Origin of the sequence: Spirabiliibacterium mucosae (assembly GCF_014884965.1) — a bacterium.
Lineage (GTDB): Bacteria > Pseudomonadota > Gammaproteobacteria > Enterobacterales > Pasteurellaceae > Spirabiliibacterium > Spirabiliibacterium mucosae.
This window is the reverse complement of sequence record NZ_JABTBO010000015.1, coordinates 16,151-37,783: the sequence shown is the minus strand read 5'-3', so window position 1 is coordinate 37,783 and position 21,633 is coordinate 16,151. Positions and strand designations below refer to the sequence as shown.

Genomic DNA, 21,633 nt, shown 5'->3' with positions numbered 1-21,633 from the left:
TTAGGAGTCAGTTGTGAATTTAGACCAACGCATTGAGTTATTAGCGCAATCCGGCGCCATTAGTGACGTGACGGTGAATGATATCCATAATGTGATCGCCACCTTGCAAAAATGGCACGTAGACACCGAGCAAGAGCAAGTGGTGATGCTTGTCACCCACATTGCCATGGCCCTTGAGCGCGCCCAGCAAGGCCAGGCGCTCGACGAGCCGCTTGACGAAGAGCTGCTCAGCGAGCTGCAGCAAGAACCGCACTTTATGCAGGTGGAAAAGCTCAGCCAGTCGCTGCTCAACCAATGCCAAACCCAACTTAGCCAAGCCGAACGCAGCTATCTGTGGGCCGGCCTTGGCGCGTTGTGCGACGCGCAACCGCACTTGATTGACGAGGTCAATCGTGTTCATTGACGCCTTGCGCGCGCAAAATCCGCGCTTGCTGGCACTCAGCCTTGAGTTGCACCAGCGCGGGGAGATTTTGCCCGACACCTATGTGATTGATTTGCCAACGGTGTTGGACAACGCGCGCAAAATGCAAGCCCGCGCCGCGCCGCTGGGCTTGTCGCTTTATGTGATGGGCAAGCAATTTGGCCGCAACCCGCTATTATGCGCAGAAATCCTCAAGTGCGGTCTGGCCGGCCTTGTGGCGGTGGATTACAAAGAAGCGCTGCATTACCTGCGCCACAACCTACCCGTGGCGCACATCGGCCATTTGGTGCAGCCACCGCAGCAGGCGTTGACAGCACTTTTACGCGCCCGCCCTGAGGTGGTGACGGTCTATAGCCTTGAAAAAGCTCAACACATCAGCCGCTGCGCCGAGCAATTGGGCATCGTGCAGCCGATTTTGCTCAAAGTATACGCCCCAGGCGATCACATCTATCCTGGCCAAGCTGGCGGCTTTGCCTTTGACAGCCTTGAGCCGATGGTGCGCGAGGTGCAACAACTCAGCGGCGTCGAGATTGTGGGGGCGACCCACTTCCCGTGTTGTTTGTTTGACGGCAACATCGCGCTAACACCTAATGCCCACACGTTGATGGCAACGGTTACGACATTGCGCGAGCTGGGCGTGAACGTGCGCCATATCAACGCGCCGTCGCTCACTTGCTGTGAAAGCTTGCCGCTGCTCTCACAACTTGGCACAACTCACGGTGAGCCAGGCCATGCGCTCACCGGCACCACGCCTGCCAACACAACAGGGCAAACGCCTGAGCGCATCGCGATGGTGTATGTCAGTGAAATCTCCCACACTGTGGGCGAGCACAGTTACTGCTTTGGCGGCGGCTATTACCGCCGTGGGCATTTGCACAACGCGCTGGTGGGCGATGCGTTAGTGCCTGCGCGCGTATTGCCCGTTGATGACAGCAGCATTGATTACACCTTCACACTCGAGGGCACTTTTGCTGTTGGTGCGCCGGTGGTGATGTGTTTTCGCACCCAAATTTTCACCACCCGCAGTGATGTGGCGATTGTGGATAGCACGCAGTCGGTTGAGCGTGCGCTGGTCGGGCTTTTTGACAGCCTCGGCAACCCGAAACCAAGGATAAAGGCATGAAAAAGTTTATCGTGATTGTGATAGACAGTTTTGGCGTGGGCGAAATGCCCGATGTCGCCGAGGTGCGCCCACAAGATGTGGGCGCCAACACCTGCGTGCACATTTTGCAAGCGCAACAGCACTTGCACCTGCCCAATTTGGCGAAGCTGGGGCTGATGAATGTGCTAGGCCAGCCTTATAACGCTATGGCGCTGTCCGACAACGCGATTTTCGGCACCGCACTTTTAGCCCACGAAGGGGGCGACACCTTTATGGGGCATCAAGAGATCATGGGCACGCGCCCGAAATCGCCACTGGTGATGCCGTTTTCCGCCATTTTGCCGCAGGTGGAAACCGCACTTTTACAAGCGGGCTTTGCCGTTGAGCGCAAAAGCACGGCGTGCGGTTTGCACTGGTTGTGGGTTAACGACAACATCGCCATTGGCGACAACCTCGAGGCCGATTTGGGGCAGGTGTACAACATCACCGGCAACTTAAGTGCGGTCAGCTTTGACACCGTGTGCCAGGTTGGGCAAATCGTGCGCGAGATTGCCAAAGTTGGACGAGTGATCGCCTTTGGTGGCTTGACCACGCGCGAGAAGATCCTCGCCGCCCTTGAGGTCAAGCAAGGCAAATTTGTCGGCATCAACGCGCCAAAATCGGGCGCCTATGACGCAGGCTTTCAAGTGGTACATATGGGCTATGGGGTGGATGCCAACACCCAAGCGCCAGCGTGCTTGTTTGATGCCGGCATTGAAACAGTGCTGGTGGGAAAGGTGGCGGACATTGTCGCCAACCCGCACGGCACCAATTACCAAAAGTTGGTCGACAGCCAAACGATCCTCGATTTGACGCTAAAACACGTGAAGATGCCGCAATCGGCCTTTATTTGCACCAATATTCAAGAAACGGATCTCGCCGGCCACGCCCAAGATGTGGCGCGCTATGCCGAGCGGCTAACACTGGTGGACGACTATTTAGGCCAGATTTTGGCGGCGATGGGCGCCCACGACGTGCTGGTCGTGATGGCTGATCACGGCAACGACCCGACCATTGGGCACAGCAAGCACACCCGCGAGCAGGTGCCGCTGCTCGTTTATCACCCAAACCGCACTTTAACCCCCCTTGGCCAACGCACCACGCTGGCCGATGTGGGCGCAAGTGCGTGTGCCTTTTTCAACGCCCGCGCGCCACAAAGCGGGGCGTCGTTTTTATCATTAATCGGACTAAAGGAGTGAATTATGCGCATTGTTGTTGGCGGACAAATTGAAAAAGATCATCTGGCCAAGCAGTTGGACGCCGCCTTTCGGCAGCACAGTGTGGTGGCGCAGATTTCGCAAAAAAGCGACATTGAAGCGGCCATGGCGGTGAAATCAGGCGAGGCCGATTATTACTTTGGTGCCTGCAACACCGGCGGCGGTGGCGCGCTGGCCATGGCCATTGCCCTGCTTGGTGCAGACCAATGCGCCACCATCGGCATGCCCGGCAAATTGCTCAGCGATGACGAGATTGCCGCACAAGTGCGCGCAGGCAAAAAAGCCTTTGGCTTCACCGGCCAAGACATCGACAAAGTGGTGCCAACGCTGGTGCGGCTCATCATTAACGAATAACTTCGGCAACAGGGGGCGTTATGGACGGTTCATTCATGCAAAATTTGCTGGCCATTCCAGCAGACAAACTGATTTTGATGGCGTTGATTGGCGCCATTTCAGCCATGATGGCAAACAAAGGCATCGCGGTGTTCCACGACGGGCTGCGCCCTTTGGTGCCCGAGTACCTTGAAGGGCGCATGAGCCGCAAAGGCTTGGCGGCCAGCAGCTTTGCCTTGAGCTTTGGGCTGGTGATTGGCTTTGGCATCCCGTTTTCGCTCACCGCGCCGATTATTTTGGTCCACAGTTTGCTGCTTGGCACCGATGTGATCGGCACCTGGACGCCAGATAACCGCAAGGGCTTTATCGCCTCGGGGGTGATTGGCGCGCTCTATGGCGTGGCGCTGCTCGCCGGCCTAAAAGGCATTGTTGAGCTGTTTGCCATGATGCCGGTGGATTTCATGAATGAACTGAGCAAAGTCGGCGCGCCGATCATCGCCTGTTTTTCCATCTTCCCTGCGGTGGTGATTGGCTATCAATACGGTTATAAAAAAGGCATTTGGGTGCTGATTGCCACACTCGTGGGCTATTTGTTGACCAAATCCCTCGGCGCCGTGCAATTTGATGTCGACAGCAAACCCGTGAACATTGACCCCAACGGCGTGGCATTGCTGTTTGGGATGATCGCGATGTTCTATTTTGCCATGCGTGAGCGCGCCGCCCCCAAAGCTGAGGGTGAAAAGGGCGCCAACGAAATGCTGGTGGGGCTATTTTCACAACGTATTCAACGCATTCAAAAACACAAATGGCTGTTGGCACTCAGCGGCGGCTTGACAGCCATTGCCGCCTCGATGCCGTACAGCTTGCTCGCTGAAGGCCCTGTGTCACTGCAACTCATGGCGCAAGACCAACAAACCTCGGCGCTGCTCGTCGCCCTTGCCCGCGCGGTGAGCTTTATCCCGCTGGTGGGCACCACCGCCATTGCAACGGGCGTTTACTCCCCTGATGGGATGAAATTTATCTTTGTCGCTGGCCTTGCCATCGACAACCCGATCATCGCGTTTGTCGCCGGCTGTGTGATTATGCTGCTGGAGGTAAAACTGCTTGCCAGCGTGGCCATTTGGCTCGATAAATACCCAGGTGTGAAAGCCTGTGGCGACCACATCCGCACCGCGATCACCAAAATGCTCGAAGTGGCATTGCTCGTCGGCGGTATGATTGCCTCCAATGCCATTTTGCCTGGCATGGGCTTTATGATTGTGGCGGCGATTTATCTGCTCAACCGCACGTCAAAACGGCCATTGGTTGAAATGGCCATCGGCCCGATCGCCACTATCGTGGTAGGCATTGTCGCCAATATTTTGGCTGTGGTGGGGTTAGGCTGATATGACATTCACCCTAATGCACGAGCACCTGCACATAGACTTAAGTGCGGTCAAGCAAAACGAGGATTGCTTTTTAAACGACCTTGACGCGCAGGTCGAGGAGCTGCACGCGCTCAAGCGCCATGGCGTGAGCCGCATTGTGGATGTCACCAACCTTGGCATGGGGCGCAATATCGCTTATGTTGAGGAGGTTGAACGCCAAAGTGCGGTCAAAGTCGTCTCCGCCACGGGCTGCTACAAAGCGCCGTTTTTGCCACCGTGGTTCCACGCCTTAAGCGCCGAGCAGCTTGCTGAGCGCTTTATTGCAGAGATTGAGCGCGGGCTGTGTGATGAAACCGGCGCGCGCTACACCCGCAAGGCGCAAATCATCGGCGAGGTCGGCAGCGGCTTTGACGGCATCAGTGACGATGAGCACAAGCTGCTGCACGCCGCCGCACTGGCCTGCCTTGCCACCGGCAAACTCATCACCACCCACACCTCCCTTGGCCGCTTTGGCCTTGAGCAGCTTGATCTCTTCGCTCGCTTTGGCGTGAGCGCGGAAAAGGTCATTCTTGGCCACACCGATTTGGCCGGCGATCGCGATTACCTCTTCCGCTTGCTGGATCGCGGCGCGTGGGTGGAGTTTGACACCATCGGCAAGCTGGCGTATCAAAGTGATGAACTGCGCGCCGATCTCTTCAGTGAGGCGATAAAGTGCGGTTTTGCCCGCCAATTGTTGCTCTCGATGGACATCACGCGCAAATCGCACCTCAAGCGCCACGGCGGCATTGGCTATGATTATCTCTTCACGCACTTTGTGCCGCTGCTCTATGAACGCGGCGTGAGCGAGCGCGACGTGCTCATCGTGCTGCAAGACAACCCTAACCGTATTTTAGGAGCCCTGTGATGCACGCCTATCCGTTAACCAGCCTCACCTTGGAACAAGCGCAAGCCAAGCAATTCGCCCTGGTTGATTGCATCACGCGCTTTTTCCCCAACAGTGACTTTTTGCACGCCGATTTAGGGCTCGTGCCCGAGTGCCATCAGCCCGCCACCACCGCGCGCGTTGAGCAGGTGCTGGCAGCGTTTTTCAAGGCAGAAAGTGCGGTTTTGCTGCAAGGGGCCGGCACGGGCGCATTGCGCGCGGGGCTCAATGCATTGCTCACGCGCAAGGGCACGTTGCTTGCCCACCAAGCGCCGATTTACCCCACCAGCCAAGTCAGTATCGATCAACTCGGCTGCAAACTGGTGCAGGCGGATTTCAACACCCCCAGCGCATTGGCGCATGCCCTTGATACGCACAAGCCCGATTTGGTGCTGATTCAACACACCCGCCAGCAACCGCAAGACCGTTATGCCCTAGGCGAGGTGATTGCCCAGTGCGCACAACGCGGCGTGGCTACGCTGATTGATGATAATTACGCCACGCTCAAAGTGCCCGCCATCGGCTGTGAGCTCGGCGCGACGCTGTCGACTTTTTCGAGCTTTAAACTTTTCGGCCCTGAAGGCGTGGGCGTGGCAGTGGGGGCGAAAAGTGCGGTTGACGCGATTAAGCAAACGCTCTATTCCGGCGGCTGCCAAATCCAAGGCTGGCAGGCACTCGCGGTGCTGCGCGGCATGGTGTTTGCGCCGGTGATGCACGCCATCGCCAGCGCGCAAGGCGAGCACATTGCCGCACGGCTTAACCAAGGCGAATGCCCGCAGGTGAAAAGCGCTTATATCGTCAATGCCCAATCCAAGGTGGTGATTGTCGAGCTGGCAAAACCCATTGCCCCGGCGGTGATTGCACACGCCACGCGCCTCGGCGCACTCGGCTACCCTGTGGGCGCGGAGTCAAAATACGAGTTGCCGCCACTGTTTTACCGCGTCTCTGGCACCTTTTTAGCCGAAAATCCAAATGCGCGGGAAACATTAATCCGCATCAACCCCAATCGCAGCGGCGCCGACACGGTGATTCGGATTTTAAAAGAGAGTATTCAAGCGGTGGAAAGCCAAAGTGCGGTTTGACCGCACTTTGTGTTTTAAACGCCTTTATATTGCAGGTACAGCACGGTGGCGGCCACGCGGGAGTTGACGTTGAGCTTGCGCAGCAGGTTGCGGATGTGGACTTTGACGGTTTCTTCCGATATAAACAAAATATCGGCGATCTGTTTGTTCGACATCCCTTTGGCGACCAGCTCGAGCACGTCGCCTTCGCGGTCGGTGAGCGAGAGCAGTGGCTCGGGCGAGTGTTGGCGCTGGTGTAAAAGTGCTTGCACCTCGTCGCTGTAGGTCACCTGCCCTTGGGCGATTTGCTGAATTTGTTTCAACAGTTGCTCAGGCTCGCTGTCTTTGAGCAAATAGCCGTCGGCACCGGCGTCCACCAGGGCATAGATGTCGGCTTTGGCGTCAGATACGGTCAAAATCGCCACCCGCGCGTCAATGCCGTCTTGGCGCAGCTGTTGCAGGGTTTCAAGGCCAGAGAGGCCTTTCATGTTGAGGTCTAAAATAATCAAATCAGGGTTGAGGCTGTGCGCCAGGCGGATGCCTTCAAGCCCGCTGCTGGCCTCCCCCACCACGTCAAATTCGCTTTCAAGCTCCAGCAGTTGCGTCATACCGCGACGCATAAGTGGGTGGTCGTCGATGATCAAAGTGCGGTATTGCTGTGACATAGTGCTTCCTGTGTTGTGCGTTGATGGGGCATTATAGCGCGTTTGCGCTAAACGGGGTAATTTTCTCGCCGCCTTGAAAGCGCAAGTGTTGTTGGCTGCGAAATGGCACAATTTTCTCCTGCCCGCTTTGGTCGAAAATCAGCTGATAAAATTGCGGGTAATTGAAGCTGCAACAATCGGCTTGCGAGACGCTGTTGTAGCGCTCCATGGTGTAAAGACGATTGATTTCTTTGATTTTTTCTTCTTTTTCATCTCTGCAGCGGTAATAAATTTCAGGGTTGTTGCGCTCATCGAGGATATACACGTTGAAACTGCCGTCGCTGTTGTCTTCAAAAAAGAACTGCAAAAAGCCCTCGCTGGCAAAATCCCCAATCGCGCGTGGGAAGTGGTATTTGTGGGTGCTGTGCTTAAGCGGTGTGCTGTTGGGCACGCCATTGTTGGTGCCATCTTCTTGAATTTTCAGCCCACGGGTTTCGTAAGAAAAATTCCACACTTTGCCAGCCACTTGCAATCGGTTAATTGAGCGTTTGTTTAGCACCATGCTCACCTGCGCGCGGATGCATTTGTCGACCAGCTTTTCAGTGGTGGCGAGCATTTCGTCGCGGTAGCGCTTGCTATAACAGCACACTTGCACGCTTTCCAGCGGCGAGGCGCTGCAGTGGACTTTGTGGGCGAGCACTTTCAGGCAGTTTAAAATGGCGTGCTGGCCTTCAAAGTGGAGCGTGCGGATTTCATTCCAACGGTTGCGATAAATCAGCGTCATGCTGCCTAACAGGCAGGTTTGTTCAGGCCCGAAATTGAACAAATCATTGGCCTGCACGCTGCGGCGTTCATTGCCGATGATGTGCTCGGTCGGGTCGTGGGTGAGATTGACCGCCACAAACAAGTTACGCAGCTCGCACGGGTGACTGAAATCATCATTGCTCGGCGGCGGCGCCGATTGTGCGATAGACAAGCGCAAGTCGGTGACAAATTGCTGCAATTTTGCCAAGCTGACATCACGGCTGCGGATATGCAGCCGCGTTTTTGCGCCCAACAGCCCATTGAAATAGGCCCACGCCACCAGTTTGCCCAAGTGCGGTGCGTATTCGACATAGCGATCGGTCGATTCAATGATCTGATTCGGCGCGGTGTTGAACAGATACCAGCCGTCTTTGACCGCACTTGAGTTGTGCACCTGCACAAACATCAGGTGATCTTCGGTCATGTTATCAACAATTTGGCGGTTAAACAGCGTCACCTTGCCAGGCAGCACCTCAAAGGCGGTGTAGAGCTTGCGGGTTAAAATGCCAATATCCTCCGGCATGAGGTCAGCGGAGATTTTTTGCCGGCGGGCAAAGGTGATTAAATTGCGGTAACTTTGCATAAACACCGCCACCAGCGCGTGGTAAAAGCGGTTAACTTGCTTGATCTTCCAATGCCCGTGGTTGTTGAGCATTTGCACATCGCGCGCCGACCAATGCCACTGATGGGCAAAACGCTGGAGTTGTTGATAGCGCCAGCTTTTTTGCAGCGGTGCGGCGGCAAAATCGCGGTTGGCTTTGATGTAAAAACAGCGGCGCACCAAATCCAGTCGATAGTGATCGTCGATCGATCGCAAATAGTCGCTGACTTTTTGCAGCATCGCCAAATACGGGTCAAAAAAGTGATCGGGCTGCTCGCCTGAGAGCAATTGTTGCTTAAATTGCTTGGAAATCAGCGCTGGGTACGGGTACTCCGCCATCAGCGCCTCAAGCAGCAGGATTTTGATCACCGATTTATAGGGCGAATCCACCCCTTTGTACAAATGCCACAAGGTCGCGCCAAAATATTCGTCTGCCGACAGCGCCCCTAGCCCGCCGAAATCAACCCACTCGTCGCGCTGAATTTTGCCCTCTTCAATCCATTTTTCCACCGCTTTGTCGTAGTATTCTTCATTGTTGATCGGCATATGCAGCCACAACAGCGGCTTGCCCGCCAAGCGAATCACGGAACGGTAAAACTCTTCTAGCAACAGCACGTATTGGCTGCTGCCGCAGTGCTCGGTGCTGAGCACAGTGGAATAGGTCGCGTTGCGAAAGTGATTTTCACCCAGCAGGTAAAAATTCATCTCCACTTTCATCGCCTGCGCCCATTTTTGTAAAAGTGCGGTTTTTTGCGACAGCGCCGCCCGCCCCTGCGCGCTCAAATCCGCTGTCAAACACACCCAGATGTCGAGATCCGATTGGCTATTTTGCGTAATGGAGCCGGTTGAACCCATGGCATAAACGCCCAAAATAGGCGACGCTTGGCGCGCATCGGCACAGGCGGCGAGGAAATCATCAGGATAGGTGCTATTGGGCACAATGGTGTGCAAGTAGTGGCGCTGGTATTCACTAAGCTCAAAACCTGTGATGCCTGAAGGTGCACCGTCAACAAAGCCTGGCAAGGCGGGGTGGTTGAGGTCAAGCAGCAACGTGATGAGTTGAAAGACATGGCAAAACTCCGCCGAGTTGCCCTCCAGCGCGCGCTGAAAACGGCGCTGGTCCAACTCAGCGACTAAGGCTTTGGCGGATTCCAGATAACGACTCAAATAATGCTCTCACTACAATTGAAAAACTATCTGCCCTACAGATATTGCTTTAAGAGTAGCACTTAATCACAAAGGGGTAAAGCGCCCCTCACTTTTTGTCGAATAAAATCGCGCGCGCTAAGCTCGCCTCAAGTGCCACGCGTGTGCCCACGGCCTGTGGCGCGTTGGTGTAGGCCAGCCACGTTTGGCCAGCAAAGGCAATCTCCAAGGCAAAGGTGTGGCCTAAAAAGCGCGATTTCACCACCTCGCCGGCGCCCGTTGGGCACTCACGCACTTGCCATTGCTGCGCGCGCACCAAGCAATCGAGCGACTCGCCGACCTTGACCGCACTTTGGTCGGCTTTGTGTAGCGCGTTGTCAAAATGCAGCTCACCGACGGGGCTTGAAAGGCTGTGTGAACTCGTGACTTGCACGGGCAAATAATCCCCATGGCCTAAAAACTCGGCCACAAAGCGGCTATTGGGGTGTTGATACAGCGCGCTTGGGCTGCCTGTTTGCACAATGCGCCCGTGGGCCATTAGCGCGAGGGTGTCGGCAAACAAAAAGGCCTCTTCCTTGCTGTGGGTGACAAAAATCGCCGCCATTGATTGGGATTTCAAAATGCTTTTGATCTCTTCAATCAATTGCAACCGCACTTGGGTGTCGATGTTGGAAAACGGCTCATCGAGCAGCAGCAATTGCGGCCGGCACGCCAGCGAGCGGGCAATCGCCACCCGCTGCTGCTGCCCGCCAGACAGCTGATGCGGGAACTTGTCACGAAATGCCCCCAGCCCCACCAAATTGAGCATTTCTGCCACTGTGTCTTCTCGCTGTTGGGCGTTGAGTGCGCTTAAGCCAAAGGCGATGTTTTGTGCCACCGTCAAGTGCGGGAAGAGCGCGTAATCTTGGAAGATCAAGCCCACACCGCGGTCGGCGCTGGCTTTGTGGCTGACGTTTTGGCCGTTGAGCACAATCGCGCCGTCGGCGTCAATCAGGCCGGCGATGGCTTTGAGCAAGGTAGTTTTGCCGCAGCCACTGGCGCCAAGCAGGCATAAAATCTCGCCGCGCTTGAGCTGCAAATCGAGGTTTTCCAGCACGGGGGTGTTTTGGTAGCGCACGTTTAGGCTGTTTATCGTTAATAAGTCGGTCATGTCAGCTCCCATGGCGCTTGGATAACATCGCGCGGGTTAAAAAAATCACTGGCACCATGCCCACCAGCACCAAAAACAGCGCCGAGAGCGAGGCTTGCTCAAGCTGCTCGTCGGAGGTGAGGGTGAACACGTGGGTGGCGAGGGTGTCGAAATTAAACGGCCGCAGCAACAGCGAGGCATTGAGCTCTTTCATACTCTCTAAAAACACCAAGATAAGTGCGGTCAAAATGCCCTTGCGCAGCAGCGGGAAGTGTACCCGCAGGCGCATTTTCACGCCCTGCACGCCAAGGGTGTTGGCCGCCATATCCAGCGACGGCGGGATTTTATCGAGCGCGGCGTTGATGCTGCCCAAGCTCATCACCGAAAAGCGGATGATGTAGGCATACACCAAGGCAAAAATCGAGCCGCTGAAAATCAGCCCAAGTAGCGGCAGCCCAAGGCTTTTTAAGCCGTGGTTAAGCAGGTGATCAGCTCCTGTAAGCGGGATCAAAAGCCCAATGCCAAGCACGGTGCCGGGGATGGCATAACCCATTGAGGCCAGCGGCACCACGGCGGCGGTGCTGGCACTTGGCCGCTGGTTGAGGCTGCGCTTGCGCACAAAAAAGAGCAATAAAAGTGCGGTCAGCACACTCAATATCGCCGCAAAGGCGGAGACTTTCACGCTGTTGAAGGCATAGCGCCAAAAAGCATCTTGCCACGATTGTTCAAAATAAAAATAAGCCCAATAGAGCAATTTCGCCAGTGGGATCATCACCGCGCAGGCAATCAAGCCCCAGCAATACGCCAGCGCCAGCCACAACCGCCAGCCGCGCAACCGCACTTTGGTTATCGGCTGCTCAAAGCCGCGCTGATAGCGCTTTTGCAGCCGCCGGCTGTAACGCTCAAAGGCCAGCAGGGCAAACACCAGTGTGAGCATCAGCAAGGAGATGCGGCTAGCACTGGCCAAATCGCCCAGCACCAGCCAAGTGTCGTAAATCGCGGTGGTGAGTGTTGGCACAGCGAAGTAACTGACCGTGCCAAAATCGCCTAACGTTTCCATCGCCACCAGCGCGCAGCCTGTTGCGATCGCCGGGCGGATCATCGGCAAGGTGACTTTGCGAAACAGCGCCCAGCCGCGCACGCCAAGGAGCTTGGCGCTGTGGTGGAGGTTTTGCGACAAATCCATAAAGGCGATGCGGGTGAGCAAAAACAGATACGGATAAAGCACCAACGCCAGCACCACGCAGGCGCCGCCAAGGGAGCGAATATTCGGGAAAAAATAGTCCGCCGAGCTGCTCCAGCCAAAGGTGGCGCGCAAAAAGCGCTGCACCGGCCCTGGGTAGTCGAGCAAGTCGGTATAAAGATAGCCGAGCAAATACGGCGGCAACGCCAGCGGCAGGCAAAGCAGCCACTGCAGCACGCGCGAGGTCGGGAAGTGATAAAGCGACAGCCAGTAGCTGCACGGCAGGGCAAAAAGCACGCTCAACGCCACGGTGCCAAGCACCAGCAGCAGCGAGTTTTGGATATACACCGCCATCACCGTTTGCCACAAGTGGCTCATGCTCGGCGCATCACCACTGAGTGCTTGATAGCCAATGGCAAAAATCGGCAGCACAAAGGCCGCCAGCAGCAGCCAAAGCGCACTTCGCTTGATTGCGTTCATGAATTCAACCCATTAAAAAGGCTGCGCCCACTCGCGCAGCCTCTTGCTTGGCCATTACAGGTCAAAGTTGACTTCATCAACCAATTTAACGGCTTTTTTGTAGTTGTCCGCGATTTTCTCAAGCGGCAGTTTATCCGCTTTGAAGCTGCCCCAGGATTGCACCAGTTTAGACGGCTCAATGCCTTCTTTCACTGGGTATTCATGGTTGAGCTCAGCATATTGGTGCTGGGCGTCGTCGCTGCTTAAGTATTCCAACAATTTCACAGCGTTGGCTTTGTTTGGCGCGTGTTTGGCCACCGCCGCACCAGAGATGTTCACGTGAGTGCCGGTGGTTTCTTGGTTCGGGAAGTTGATGTAAACCGCCTCGGCCCAGCTGCGTTGTTTGTCGTCTTCAAGCATTTTGCCGAAGTAGTAGCTGTTGCCCAAGGAGTAATCACACACACCTTCTTTGATGGCTTTCACTTGGTCACGGTCACCACCTTGTGGTTTTTGCGCAAGGTTCGCTTTCAAACCTTCGAGCCAGGCTTTGGCTTTCGCTTCGCCGTCGTGGGCGATGATCGAGGCGAGCAAGGACAAGTTATACGGGTGTTTGCCTGAGCGCACACACACTTTGCCTTTGAGTTTCGGGTTGGCTAAGTCTTCGTAGGTGAAGCTCGCCGGCAATTTGCCCACGCGCTCTTTGGAGGAGTAGATCGCACGTGCGCGGGTGGTCAAGGCAAACCATTGGTTGCCTGAATCGCGGTATTGCGCAGGGATGTTGCTCTCTAGCACATCGCTTTTCACCGCTTGTGCCAAGCCTTCGTTCACCACTTCCATCACACGGCTGATGTCAACCGTCAACACCACATCGGCAGGGCTCAGCTCGCCTTCGCGTTTAAGGCGTTCAACTAAGCCTTTGTTGTCAAAGATCAAGTTGACTTTCACGCCAGTGTCTTTTTCAAAGTTTTTCAAGATAGGTTCAATCAAATATGGCTGGCGATAAGAATAGACGTTCACTTCTTCAGCCGCCATAGCGGAGGTTGCAACAAGTGCGGTTAAAGCTAATGCAATAGAGGTTTTCTTCATTAATGTCTCCTAAGACTAAAAGAACGTTAATATGAAAAGATATACAGCGCCTTAAATGTAATAAAAATCACTCTCATTTTCAAACAAAATTTAAAAGTGCGGTGAATTTTTTACATTGCCGTAGTTTCTCGGTGAGAATATGATACAATTTTCAAAATCTTACTCGCTTTTAGGAGACCGCTGTGGACTTGCATGCCTTCAAAAATCGTCATTTTTTACGCTTGATGGATTTCACGCCGGATGAAATCACCGCACTTTTAGATCTCTCAGCCAAACTCAAGGCCGACAAAAAAGCCAAACGCGAGCAGCAAACGCTAAAAGGCAAAAATATCGCCTTGATTTTTGAAAAAACCTCCACCCGCACCCGCTGCGCCTTTGAGGTGGCCGCCTTTGACCAAGGGGCGCAAGTCAGTTACATCGGCCCAAGCGGCTCACAAATTGGGCATAAAGAGTCGATGAAAGACACCGCGCGCGTGCTCGGGCGGATGTATGACGGCATTCAATACCGCGGCTATGGCCAAACGCTGGTGGAGACCTTGGCCGAGCACGCCGGCGTGCCGGTGTGGAACGGCTTGACCGATGAATTTCACCCGACTCAAATTTTGGCCGATTTCCTCACCATGCTCGAGCACGGCAATGGCAAAAAGCTCAGCGAGATGAAACTCGCTTATCTAGGCGATGCGCGCAACAACATGGGCAACTCGTTTGTTGAAGGCGCCGCACTGATGGGGCTCGATTTACGCTTGGTGGCGCCAAAGCGCTTTTTCCCTGAAACCGCACTTTTAGAGGAAGTTGCTGACATGGCCGAGCAAACAGGGGCGACAATCACCTGCACGGAAAGTATTGAAGAGGGCGTGAAAGACGTTGATTTTATCTACACCGATGTGTGGGTTTCCATGGGCGAGCCGATGGAGGCGTGGGATGAGCGCATTGCCTTGATGCGCCCTTATCAAGTCAATCAGGCGTTGCTGGATTTAACCGGCAATGCGAATGTGAAATTCATGCACTGCCTGCCGGCCTTTCACGACAGCGAAACCAAAATCGGCCGCGCGATGGCGGAAAAATACGGCTTAAACGGCCTTGAAGTGAGTGATGAGGTGTTTGAATCCAGCGCCTCAATTGTGTTTGACGAAGCGGAAAACCGCATGCACACCATTAAAGCGGTGATGGTCGCCACCCTCGGCGAGCTGTGACCGCACTTTTATTTTCACAAGGAGAAAACCATGAGCAACGTTATTCATACCGACAACGCCCCGGCTGCGATCGGCCCTTATGTACAGGCCTACGACTTGGGCAATTTGGTGATCACATCCGGCCAAATTCCAGTCAACCCACAAACTGGCGAAGTGCCTGAATGCATCAAAGCGCAAACTCGCCAATCGCTTGAAAATGTTAAAGCGATCATCGAGCAAGCAGGCCTTGCGGTGAAAGACATCATCAAAACCACCGTGTTTGTCAAAAACATGGACGATTTCGCCACCGTCAACGCGGAATATCAAGCGTTCTTCCAAGAAAATCATCACCCAAGCTACCCTGCGCGCTCCTGCGTTGAGGTTGCCCGCCTGCCAAAAGATGTTGGCGTTGAAATTGAAGTGATTGCCGTGCGCGGCTAATATCACCGCACTGTTGCATCAAACCGCACTTTAAGAAAAGTGCGGTTTTTTATGCTTAGAGATCCGCTTTCAAGCCCGTTTGCTCGGCCACGCTTTCAGCCACTTTGCGCAGGTTTTGCGCGCAATGTTGCAACTCTTGCATCTCTTGTGCGGTGAAGGTGTAGGTTGGGATTTTTTCAATGCCATTGCGGGCGACAATCATCGGCACGTTGAGCGCCACGTTGTGAATGCCGTATTCGCCATCGAGCGTGGTGCCCACCGGCAGCATGGAGTGCTCGTTGATGGTGATCGCGCGGATAATGCGAAACACGCTGGCAGCGATGCCGTGGTTGGTGTTGAGCTTCATGGCAAACACGCGCAGGCCCTCTTGTTTCACCTCGTTGAGCTGCTCGATGGGGTCAATCAGTGGGTAGCCGTTATTGCGGCAAAAATCTTCCACTTTTTGGCCGGCGATGTTCATCAAGCTCCACGGCAAAATGCTGTTGGCACCGTGCTCGCCGATGATAAAGCCAAAAATATTTTTCGGGTCAATTTGCACTTTATCGGCCACCAATTTCATCAATCGTGCGCTGTCGATCACACAACCTGAGCTGATCACGCGATCGCGCGGGTAAGCGGTGTTGCAGGTGATAAAGTGGGTGACAATATCACACGGATTTGTCACCACAATTAAAATCGCCTCGGGGGAATATTTCTCCAGCTCCTGGGCGATCTCAACCCCAATTTTGGCATTGATTTGCGCAATATCGAGCCTGTCTTGCCCCACTTTGATTTGGGCACCGGCGGTGATCACAATGATGTCGCTGCCAGCGGTGTCGGCATAATCGCCGCTGACCACGTGGGTGTTTTTGGCGAATGTCAGCGCACTCATGTGGCTAAAGTCAATTTGCTCACCTTGGCAGCGCTCGCGGTTGAGATCAACCAGCACCAGCTCGCTGCATTCACCGAGGTTTAACACAAAATTACAGATTTCAACGCCGACTGCGCCAGCGCCGATGACAGAGATTTTCATAATTGAGTTCCTACTTTGATGTTATGTTTTATTTTTACGTCATTTTATAAACTGGGTTCGTAGCGAGCAAGGGCTAACCGCACTTTTCACGCCGCGCGGTGCTAATGGCCTCAAGCAGCGTTTGCACCTGCGTATCGGCAAAGATCTCGCCTATGGTGCGGCTGAGTTTGCGCCGCCAGTTTGGGTATTCTTTATCGGTACCTGGGATGTTGACGGGTTTTTCCATCACCAGCCAATCTTCCACCTGCAAAGTCAACAACGCGCTGTTCACGCCGCTCATATAACGCTGCAAGGCATAAACAAACGCGTGCGGGCACGGTGAGTTGAGCTCGGCACTGACCTCCTCGGGGATGGCCACCCCCGCCTCGCGCAGGCGTGCGAGGATCTTCTCTTTGGCATAACGGCGCTCAAATTGCACACGCTTGAGCACTTGCTCGGATGGAAACACGCCAAACTGCTGCCCAATTGTGATGTCGCTGCCCGTCCAGTAGCCATAAATGGTCGGCAAATCGTGGGTGCTGAGCGTGGCCATGGCTTGATACGGATAATCGCCCAGCGCGCGGCTTTGGCCTTGCACGTCAAATTCAAAATACTGCACTTTGTAAGAAAACACGCCCGCGCGTTGCAATTTGCTTTGGATGGCTTTGGGCACGGTGCCTAAATCTTCGCCGATAATCATGCACTGATGGCGCTGGCTTTCCAGCGCGAGAATCGCCAAAAGGGTGTCGACTGGGTAACGGACGTACACGCCGTTGACCGCACCTTCACCTTGCTTGATCCACCACAGCCGCAGCAGCGACATAATATGATCAAGGCGCAGCGCGGCGCAATCACGCATATTCGCGCGCAGCATGTCAATAAACGGCTGAAAGCCTTGGGCGGCCAGCGCATGGGGGTTGAACGGCGCCAAGCACCAGTTTTGCCCCTGTGGTGCCAGCGCGTCAGGCGGCGCGCCAATGGTGGCGTTGAGGCTATAAGCCTGCGGGTTGTGCCAAGTTTCCGCCCCCACGGGGCTGACACCCACCGCCAAATCGCGATAAAGCCCCAGCGCCATGGTGCTCTGGCGTTGGCATTGGGCGAGCTGCTCGGCGGCCACCCACTGCACCCAGGCATAAAAATCCACCGCACTTTGGTGCCCGGCAATCCACTGCGCTGTGGCACTTGAGGTGAAATCCTGAAATTCAGCCGGCAGGCTCTGCCAGCCGTGGTTGGTTGCAGGCGCAAAGTGGGCGAGCATGACATCCAGCGTGGCTTGCGCACGCAAGCTCTCGCCACCTTGAGTGACAAAAGTGCGGTATTGCCCTTGGCGCGCGTCACTGGCGCTGGCATTGAATGCGTCAAACGCTAAGCGCAGCCCGTGCAATTTGAGCGCCATCACGCTGGGATAATCCACCCAATCGGTTGCGCGCACGGCGGCAAGTTTGGCTTGCGTGTCAGGCGCGTTTAGCCACGCCATGGCCGCCGCACTGTCGGCAAATTCAGGAATGGCGGCGACATCGATGTAAATTATATTTAGCCACTGGCGCGACGATGGGCTGTACGGGCTGGCGGCATCAGGAAAGGCTGGGAACAGCGCGTGAGTGGGGTTGAGCCCAACAAAATCGCCACCGTGGCGCGCGAATGAAGCCATAAACGCCAGTAAATCCGTGAAATCCCCCACGCCCCAGTTGCGCTCGGATTTGAGGGTGTAAAGCTGCAAGCTGGTGCCCCACAAGTGCTTTTGGCGCGACAACGCCGGCGCTTGATAACAGCGCTGAGGGGCGACAATCACGCGGCAGAGGCCGGCTTGCCGACCGCACTTTATGCTCAGCTGATGATAGCCCAGCGCTAAGTCGCGTGGCAGCATAATGCCGCTTTTTTTCACCCGCCCGTGCAGCGTTTGCCCGTCTTCCAACGTGAGCTGCCAGTGCCCGTGCAGCGCACCGTGGTGGGCGGCCAGGCGCACATATTTAGGCTGCTCGGCATAAAACACCACGGTGGAGGGCAACAAGGTGTTCTTCACCGCCGCGCCCAAACAGTGTAAAATCGATTTCACCACCAACGGATTCGGCTTTTGCTTAAGCCCCCGCCCATCATAAAATGACGGGATAATGCCCAATTGCGCCAGCCGTTTTTTGTTCAATGCCTGTTGCTTTGCCACGCTGCCCCCTTATGCTACACGCGCCGTGCGAGGATGCGCCGCGCCACATCTGGGGTGATGTTTTGTTTTTCACCCAGTGCCACTTGGCCGTGTTTTTCCAGCTGGGCGACAACCTCGTCAACCGCACTTTTATCCAAGCCGTGGTAAGACAGGCGGGTTTTCATGCCCATTTGTTGGAAGAATAGCTCCGTTTGCGCAATCGCCGAGCTCACGCGCTCCTCGTGGGAGCCGGTGCGGATACCCCACACGTTGAGGGCGTATTGCACCAGTTTGTCGCGTTTTTGATCTTTAAGTTCCGCCCACAGCCCTGGCAGCACAATGCTCAAAGTTTGCGCGTGATCAAGGCCATAAAGTGCGGTCAGCTCGTGGCCAATTTGGTGGCTGGCCCAATCTTGCGCCACGCCCACGCCAATCAAGCCGTTGAGCGCTTGGGTGGCGCACCACATCATGTTAGCGCGCAGCTCGAGGTTATTCGGCTGCTGCATAATTTGTGGGCCCAAATCGCGCAGGGTGCGCAACAGCCCCTCGGCGTAGGCGTCTTGCACCATGGCGCCGTGGGGCTCGGTGAGGTATTGCTCCAGCACGTGGATAAAGGCATCCACAATGCCGTTGGCCACTTGGTGCATCGGCAAAGTGAGCGTTTTGGCTGGGTCTAAAATCGAAAAGCGTGGGTAAAGTGCGGTGTTGCGAAACCCTTGCTTAATTTTCAGTGCCTTGCGGCTGACCACGCCAACGTTATTCATCTCAGAGCCGGTGGCAGGCAGGGTGAGCACGGTGCCCAGTGGCAAGGCCGCTTTCACCACCGCACCGCGTGAGGTGACAATCTCCCATGGGTCGCCGTCAAAGCAGGCCGCGGCGGCAACAAATTTGCTGCCATCAAGCACCGAGCCGCCGCCCACCGCGAGCAGGAAATCGAGCTTTTCTTGCTTAATCACCTCCACGGCGCGCACGAGTGTGTCAAATTCGGGGTTGGCCTCAATCCCGCCAAACTCCACCACATAGCGGCTGCCAAGTGCGGTTTTCACCTCATCAAGGGTGCCTGTGCGCTTGGCGCTGCCGCCGCCATAAAGCACTAAAACGCGCGCCTTTTCAGGCACTAAGTCGTTGAGTTTGGCAATTTGGCCTTCGCCAAAAACAATGCGGGTTGGGTTGTAGTATTCAAAGCTAAACATAGCGCCTCCTACCGTCGGCTAAGGGGTTGCATTTTAAAACACAAATCATCGGCCACCACGCGCAGCAAAAAGTCGATATTCGGGTGCGCGCCTGGGTGCGCTTTGGCGTCATCCACGTGCTCGGCAAACAAAATCAAGCCCGCTTTGGCAGCAGTGGTGTTGAGCTCGGTGAAGCGCGCGGCCAGCGTGTTGTAGACTTTCAGCGAACCTAATTTGCCCTCAACGGCGGGGATGCTCAACACGGTGTTGCCGTGCTCATCAAGCACAATGAGGCCGGTGAGGTGGTCAACGCTGGCCAAGGTGGCTAAAGTTTGTTGAAAATTCATGTTATTCCTCGTGTAATCGTAGGGAAATCTCCCCAATACGAAAGCGCTGCACCCTGTGATCGGTGGCAATCAGCGCCTCGCCTGTGGCGCAATCAATCCCTTGATAAACGCCGTCAATAAAGCTGTGCTCAAAGTTTAACCGCACTTTGCGGTTTAACACGCGGTCAAAGCGAGCAAAATCTGCCAACAGCGCCTGCCCGCCGTGGCGTTGAAACTGCGCAAAACCGCACTTTAACGCACGCACCAGTTCAACGAGCAGCGCGTTGCGCGAAAGGCCGATGTCGCATTGCGCCAAGCTCGCCCACGGCTGGGTGATTTCCTCTTCTTGCGCGTGCGCCATCGCCACATTCAAACCCACGCCCACCACCAACGCTTGGCGCGCGCGGGAAAAGTGCTGTGACTCCACCAAAATGCCGCCGAGCTTGCGATCGCCAAGATAAATATCATTCGGCCACTTCACGCCGACATCGGCCACGCCGTGTGCGTGCAGGGTTTGTGCGATGCAAAGTGCGGTCACGAGCCCCACTTGAGGCAGCTCCTCGGCGCGATCAGTGAAATCCCAGCGCAGGGAAAAATAGAGATTTTGCGCATAAGGCGAGTGCCACACCCGCCCACGCCGCCCGCGGCCGGCGGTTTGCGCCTCGGCGGTGCACAGCGTGTTGTGTGCGGCGTGCTCGCGCAGCAAATAGGCATTGGTGGAATCGATGGTGTCAAACGTCACCACCGTGGTGTCGGCAAGCTGCGCTCGCAGGTAATCTGCGTTGAGCAATTCAGCCATTGGCGCACTCATGCGCGCACAGCCTCGGCGCTATCAAGCTCGCCTTGGGCGCCATAAAACCGCACTTCAGGCTCCAGCGGCACGCCAAATTTGGCCATCACTTGCTGGTAGATAAAGCGTGCCAGCGACAGCACGTCGTCGCCGGTGGCGTTGTTTTGGTTCACCAACACCAGCGCTTGGCGGCTGTGGACGGCCGCGCCGCCGATTTGCTTGCCCTTAAGGCCACATTGGTCAATCAACCAGCCCGCTGCCAGTTTGATTTGCCCGTCGGCTTGTGGGTAGGCGGGCATTTCAGCAAAGCGCTCGCGCAGTTCGTGGTAATGGCTTGGGCTGACAATCGGGTTTTTGAAAAAACTGCCGGCGTTACCAAGCTCTGCGGGGTTAGGCAATTTGGCCTCGCGAATGGCGCACACTTGGGCGAACACCTCACGCGGTGTCACCGTTTGCGCATCAAGCTCGCGCAGTGGGCCGTAGTACAAGTGCGGTTGCCAGTTTTTGGCCAGCTTCAAGCCAATGGCCACAATGGCAAAGCCACTGCGGTATTGGTTTTTAAAAATGCTTTCGCGGTAGCCAAATTGGCACTGCGCGGCGTTAAGGCGGCGTTGCTCGCCGCGGTTTAAATCCAGGCAATCAACGTAATCGCACACTTGGGCAAACTCCACGCCATAGGCACCAATATTTTGAATTGGCGCACTGCCGGCGCAGCCTGGGATCAGTGCGAGATTTTCCAGCCCGCCGATGTTGCGCTCAACACAAAAGCGCACCAGCTCATGCCAGTTTTCGCCCGCGTTGACGTGAAGGTAAAAATGGCTGTCGTCTTCTTTGACGTCAATGCCTTTGATTTGATTGCGCAGCACCACGCCGTGGAAATCTTGCAAAAACAGCACATCGCTGCCTTCGCCGAGCAGTAAGCGCGGCTGGTGTGCGTTGGCCTGCCAGTGCGCAAACAAGTCCGCTGGCGTGGTGATGTCGACCACCGCGTTGGCCTGCACGGCAAGGCCAAAGGTGTGAAAGGGTTGTAAACTTTGCATAGTGTCAACAAATAAAAAGTGCGGTTAAACCGCACTTTGGCTTTCAA

General features: G+C 55.4%; 20 protein-coding genes. 9 read left to right on the top strand and 11 right to left on the bottom strand.

All coding sequences use genetic code 11. The features are described 5' to 3' along the window. Nucleotides 1–13: 13 nt before the first annotated feature. The 7 genes from HPC37_RS06980 to HPC37_RS06950 are packed head-to-tail and all read left to right on the top strand — an operon-like array spanning nt 14 to nt 6,483. Nucleotides 14–403: a PRD domain-containing protein gene (locus HPC37_RS06980; protein ID WP_208122448.1), complete on the top strand. Its 390-nt coding sequence runs from the start codon at nt 14–16 to the stop codon at nt 401–403. Further along, nucleotides 393–1,544, top strand: a complete 1,152-nt coding sequence (locus HPC37_RS06975) for an alanine racemase (protein ID WP_208122447.1) — start codon at nt 393–395, stop codon at nt 1,542–1,544. The genes HPC37_RS06980 and HPC37_RS06975 overlap by 11 nt, the downstream gene beginning before the upstream one ends. Continuing rightward, on the top strand, nt 1,541–2,761 hold the full coding sequence (locus HPC37_RS06970) for a phosphopentomutase (RefSeq protein ID WP_208122446.1): 1,221 nt from the start codon (nt 1,541–1,543) through the stop codon (nt 2,759–2,761). The genes HPC37_RS06975 and HPC37_RS06970 overlap by 4 nt, the downstream gene beginning before the upstream one ends. A gap of 3 nt (nt 2,762–2,764) precedes the next feature. Then, nucleotides 2,765–3,133 carry a DUF2620 domain-containing protein gene (locus tag HPC37_RS06965; RefSeq protein WP_235961528.1) on the top strand — a complete coding sequence of 123 codons (369 nt, stop codon included), beginning with the start codon at nt 2,765–2,767 and terminating at the stop codon, nt 3,131–3,133. Between the two features lie 20 nt (nt 3,134–3,153). Then, complete coding sequence (locus HPC37_RS06960; protein WP_208122445.1) at nt 3,154–4,497, top strand: YhfT family protein; 1,344 nt, start codon at nt 3,154–3,156, stop codon at nt 4,495–4,497. A gap of 1 nt (nt 4,498) precedes the next feature. Beyond that, nucleotides 4,499–5,383 carry a phosphotriesterase family protein gene (locus HPC37_RS06955; RefSeq protein WP_208122444.1) on the top strand — a complete coding sequence of 295 codons (885 nt, stop codon included), beginning with the start codon at nt 4,499–4,501 and terminating at the stop codon, nt 5,381–5,383. Next, entirely contained in the window at nt 5,383–6,483 is a 1,101-nt protein-coding gene (locus HPC37_RS06950) for an aminotransferase class V-fold PLP-dependent enzyme (RefSeq protein WP_208122443.1), read from the top strand. The genes HPC37_RS06955 and HPC37_RS06950 overlap by 1 nt, the downstream gene beginning before the upstream one ends. A gap of 14 nt (nt 6,484–6,497) precedes the next feature. Here the strand turns inward: HPC37_RS06950 and HPC37_RS06945 are convergent, their stop codons facing one another. The 5 genes from HPC37_RS06945 to HPC37_RS06925 all read right to left on the bottom strand — a co-directional run bounded on the left by HPC37_RS06945 (nt 6,498) and on the right by HPC37_RS06925 (nt 13,514). Continuing rightward, entirely contained in the window at nt 6,498–7,127 is a 630-nt protein-coding gene (locus HPC37_RS06945; protein ID WP_208122442.1) for a response regulator, read from the bottom strand. Nucleotides 7,128–7,158: 31 nt separating this feature from the next. Then, nucleotides 7,159–9,678 (bottom strand): class I adenylate cyclase, encoded by a 2,520-nt coding sequence (locus tag HPC37_RS06940; RefSeq protein ID WP_208122441.1) that lies wholly within the window; start codon nt 9,676–9,678, stop codon nt 7,159–7,161. Between the two features lie 88 nt (nt 9,679–9,766). Then, nucleotides 9,767–10,807 (bottom strand): ABC transporter ATP-binding protein, encoded by a 1,041-nt coding sequence (locus HPC37_RS06935; protein WP_208122440.1) that lies wholly within the window; start codon nt 10,805–10,807, stop codon nt 9,767–9,769. 1 nt (nt 10,808) lies between these two features. Next, nucleotides 10,809–12,449, bottom strand: coding sequence for an ABC transporter permease (locus HPC37_RS06930; RefSeq protein WP_208122439.1), 1,641 nt, complete (start codon nt 12,447–12,449; stop codon nt 10,809–10,811). A gap of 54 nt (nt 12,450–12,503) precedes the next feature. After that, nucleotides 12,504–13,514, bottom strand: a complete 1,011-nt coding sequence (locus HPC37_RS06925; protein ID WP_208122438.1) for a Fe(3+) ABC transporter substrate-binding protein — start codon at nt 13,512–13,514, stop codon at nt 12,504–12,506. A gap of 188 nt (nt 13,515–13,702) precedes the next feature. Here HPC37_RS06925 and argF point away from each other — a divergent pair, with 188 nt between their 5' ends. Together argF and HPC37_RS06915 are read left to right on the top strand one after the other, a co-directional pair. Beyond that, nucleotides 13,703–14,707, top strand: a complete 1,005-nt coding sequence (gene argF / locus HPC37_RS06920; RefSeq protein WP_282435397.1) for an ornithine carbamoyltransferase — start codon at nt 13,703–13,705, stop codon at nt 14,705–14,707. A gap of 30 nt (nt 14,708–14,737) precedes the next feature. Further along, entirely contained in the window at nt 14,738–15,127 is a 390-nt protein-coding gene (locus HPC37_RS06915; protein ID WP_208122436.1) for a RidA family protein, read from the top strand. Between the two features lie 55 nt (nt 15,128–15,182). Here HPC37_RS06915 and HPC37_RS06910 read toward each other — a convergent pair whose 3' ends face one another. The 6 genes from HPC37_RS06910 to murB form a co-directional block, all read right to left on the bottom strand. Beyond that, the gene (locus tag HPC37_RS06910) at nt 15,183–16,139 is read right to left on the bottom strand and encodes a lactate/malate family dehydrogenase (RefSeq protein ID WP_208122435.1); all 957 of its coding nucleotides are present in this window, start codon (nt 16,137–16,139) and stop codon (nt 15,183–15,185) included. A 73-nt stretch (nt 16,140–16,212) separates the two neighbouring features. Continuing rightward, nucleotides 16,213–18,279 (bottom strand): 4-alpha-glucanotransferase, encoded by a 2,067-nt coding sequence (gene malQ / locus HPC37_RS06905; RefSeq protein WP_345790017.1) that lies wholly within the window; start codon nt 18,277–18,279, stop codon nt 16,213–16,215. A gap of 14 nt (nt 18,280–18,293) precedes the next feature. Further along, on the bottom strand, nt 18,294–19,451 hold the full coding sequence (locus tag HPC37_RS06900) for an iron-containing alcohol dehydrogenase (RefSeq protein ID WP_208122434.1): 1,158 nt from the start codon (nt 19,449–19,451) through the stop codon (nt 18,294–18,296). Nucleotides 19,452–19,459: 8 nt separating this feature from the next. After that, the gene (locus tag HPC37_RS06895) at nt 19,460–19,777 is read right to left on the bottom strand and encodes a DUF2322 family protein (protein ID WP_208122433.1); all 318 of its coding nucleotides are present in this window, start codon (nt 19,775–19,777) and stop codon (nt 19,460–19,462) included. A 1-nt stretch (nt 19,778) separates the two neighbouring features. Beyond that, nucleotides 19,779–20,567, bottom strand: a complete 789-nt coding sequence (locus tag HPC37_RS06890; protein ID WP_208122432.1) for a biotin--[acetyl-CoA-carboxylase] ligase — start codon at nt 20,565–20,567, stop codon at nt 19,779–19,781. Beyond that, entirely contained in the window at nt 20,564–21,586 is a 1,023-nt protein-coding gene (murB, locus tag HPC37_RS06885; protein ID WP_208122431.1) for a UDP-N-acetylmuramate dehydrogenase, read from the bottom strand. The genes HPC37_RS06890 and murB overlap by 4 nt, the downstream gene beginning before the upstream one ends. Between the last annotated feature and the right edge of the window lie 47 nt (nt 21,587–21,633).

Bases quoted from the DNA above. Each gene is read 5' to 3' on its own strand.
- HPC37_RS06970 (WP_208122446.1), top strand. From the start codon at position 1,541: ATGAAAAAGTTTATCGTGATTGTGATAGACAGTTTTGGCGTGGGCGAA.
- HPC37_RS06965 (WP_235961528.1), top strand. From the start codon at position 2,765: ATGCGCATTGTTGTTGGCGGACAAATTGAAAAAGATCATCTGGCCAAG.
- HPC37_RS06960 (WP_208122445.1), top strand. From the start codon at position 3,154: ATGGACGGTTCATTCATGCAAAATTTGCTGGCCATTCCAGCAGACAAA.
- HPC37_RS06955 (WP_208122444.1), top strand. From the start codon at position 4,499: ATGACATTCACCCTAATGCACGAGCACCTGCACATAGACTTAAGTGCG.
- HPC37_RS06950 (WP_208122443.1), top strand. From the start codon at position 5,383: ATGCACGCCTATCCGTTAACCAGCCTCACCTTGGAACAAGCGCAAGCC.
- HPC37_RS06945 (WP_208122442.1), bottom strand. From the start codon at position 7,127: ATGTCACAGCAATACCGCACTTTGATCATCGACGACCACCCACTTATG.
- HPC37_RS06935 (WP_208122440.1), bottom strand. From the start codon at position 10,807: ATGACCGACTTATTAACGATAAACAGCCTAAACGTGCGCTACCAAAAC.
- HPC37_RS06930 (WP_208122439.1), bottom strand. From the start codon at position 12,449: ATGAACGCAATCAAGCGAAGTGCGCTTTGGCTGCTGCTGGCGGCCTTT.
- HPC37_RS06925 (WP_208122438.1), bottom strand. From the start codon at position 13,514: ATGAAGAAAACCTCTATTGCATTAGCTTTAACCGCACTTGTTGCAACC.
- HPC37_RS06915 (WP_208122436.1), top strand. From the start codon at position 14,738: ATGAGCAACGTTATTCATACCGACAACGCCCCGGCTGCGATCGGCCCT.
- HPC37_RS06910 (WP_208122435.1), bottom strand. From the start codon at position 16,139: ATGAAAATCTCTGTCATCGGCGCTGGCGCAGTCGGCGTTGAAATCTGT.
- HPC37_RS06900 (WP_208122434.1), bottom strand. From the start codon at position 19,451: ATGTTTAGCTTTGAATACTACAACCCAACCCGCATTGTTTTTGGCGAA.
- HPC37_RS06895 (WP_208122433.1), bottom strand. From the start codon at position 19,777: ATGAATTTTCAACAAACTTTAGCCACCTTGGCCAGCGTTGACCACCTC.
- HPC37_RS06890 (WP_208122432.1), bottom strand. From the start codon at position 20,567: ATGAGTGCGCCAATGGCTGAATTGCTCAACGCAGATTACCTGCGAGCG.
- murB (WP_208122431.1), bottom strand. From the start codon at position 21,586: ATGCAAAGTTTACAACCCTTTCACACCTTTGGCCTTGCCGTGCAGGCC.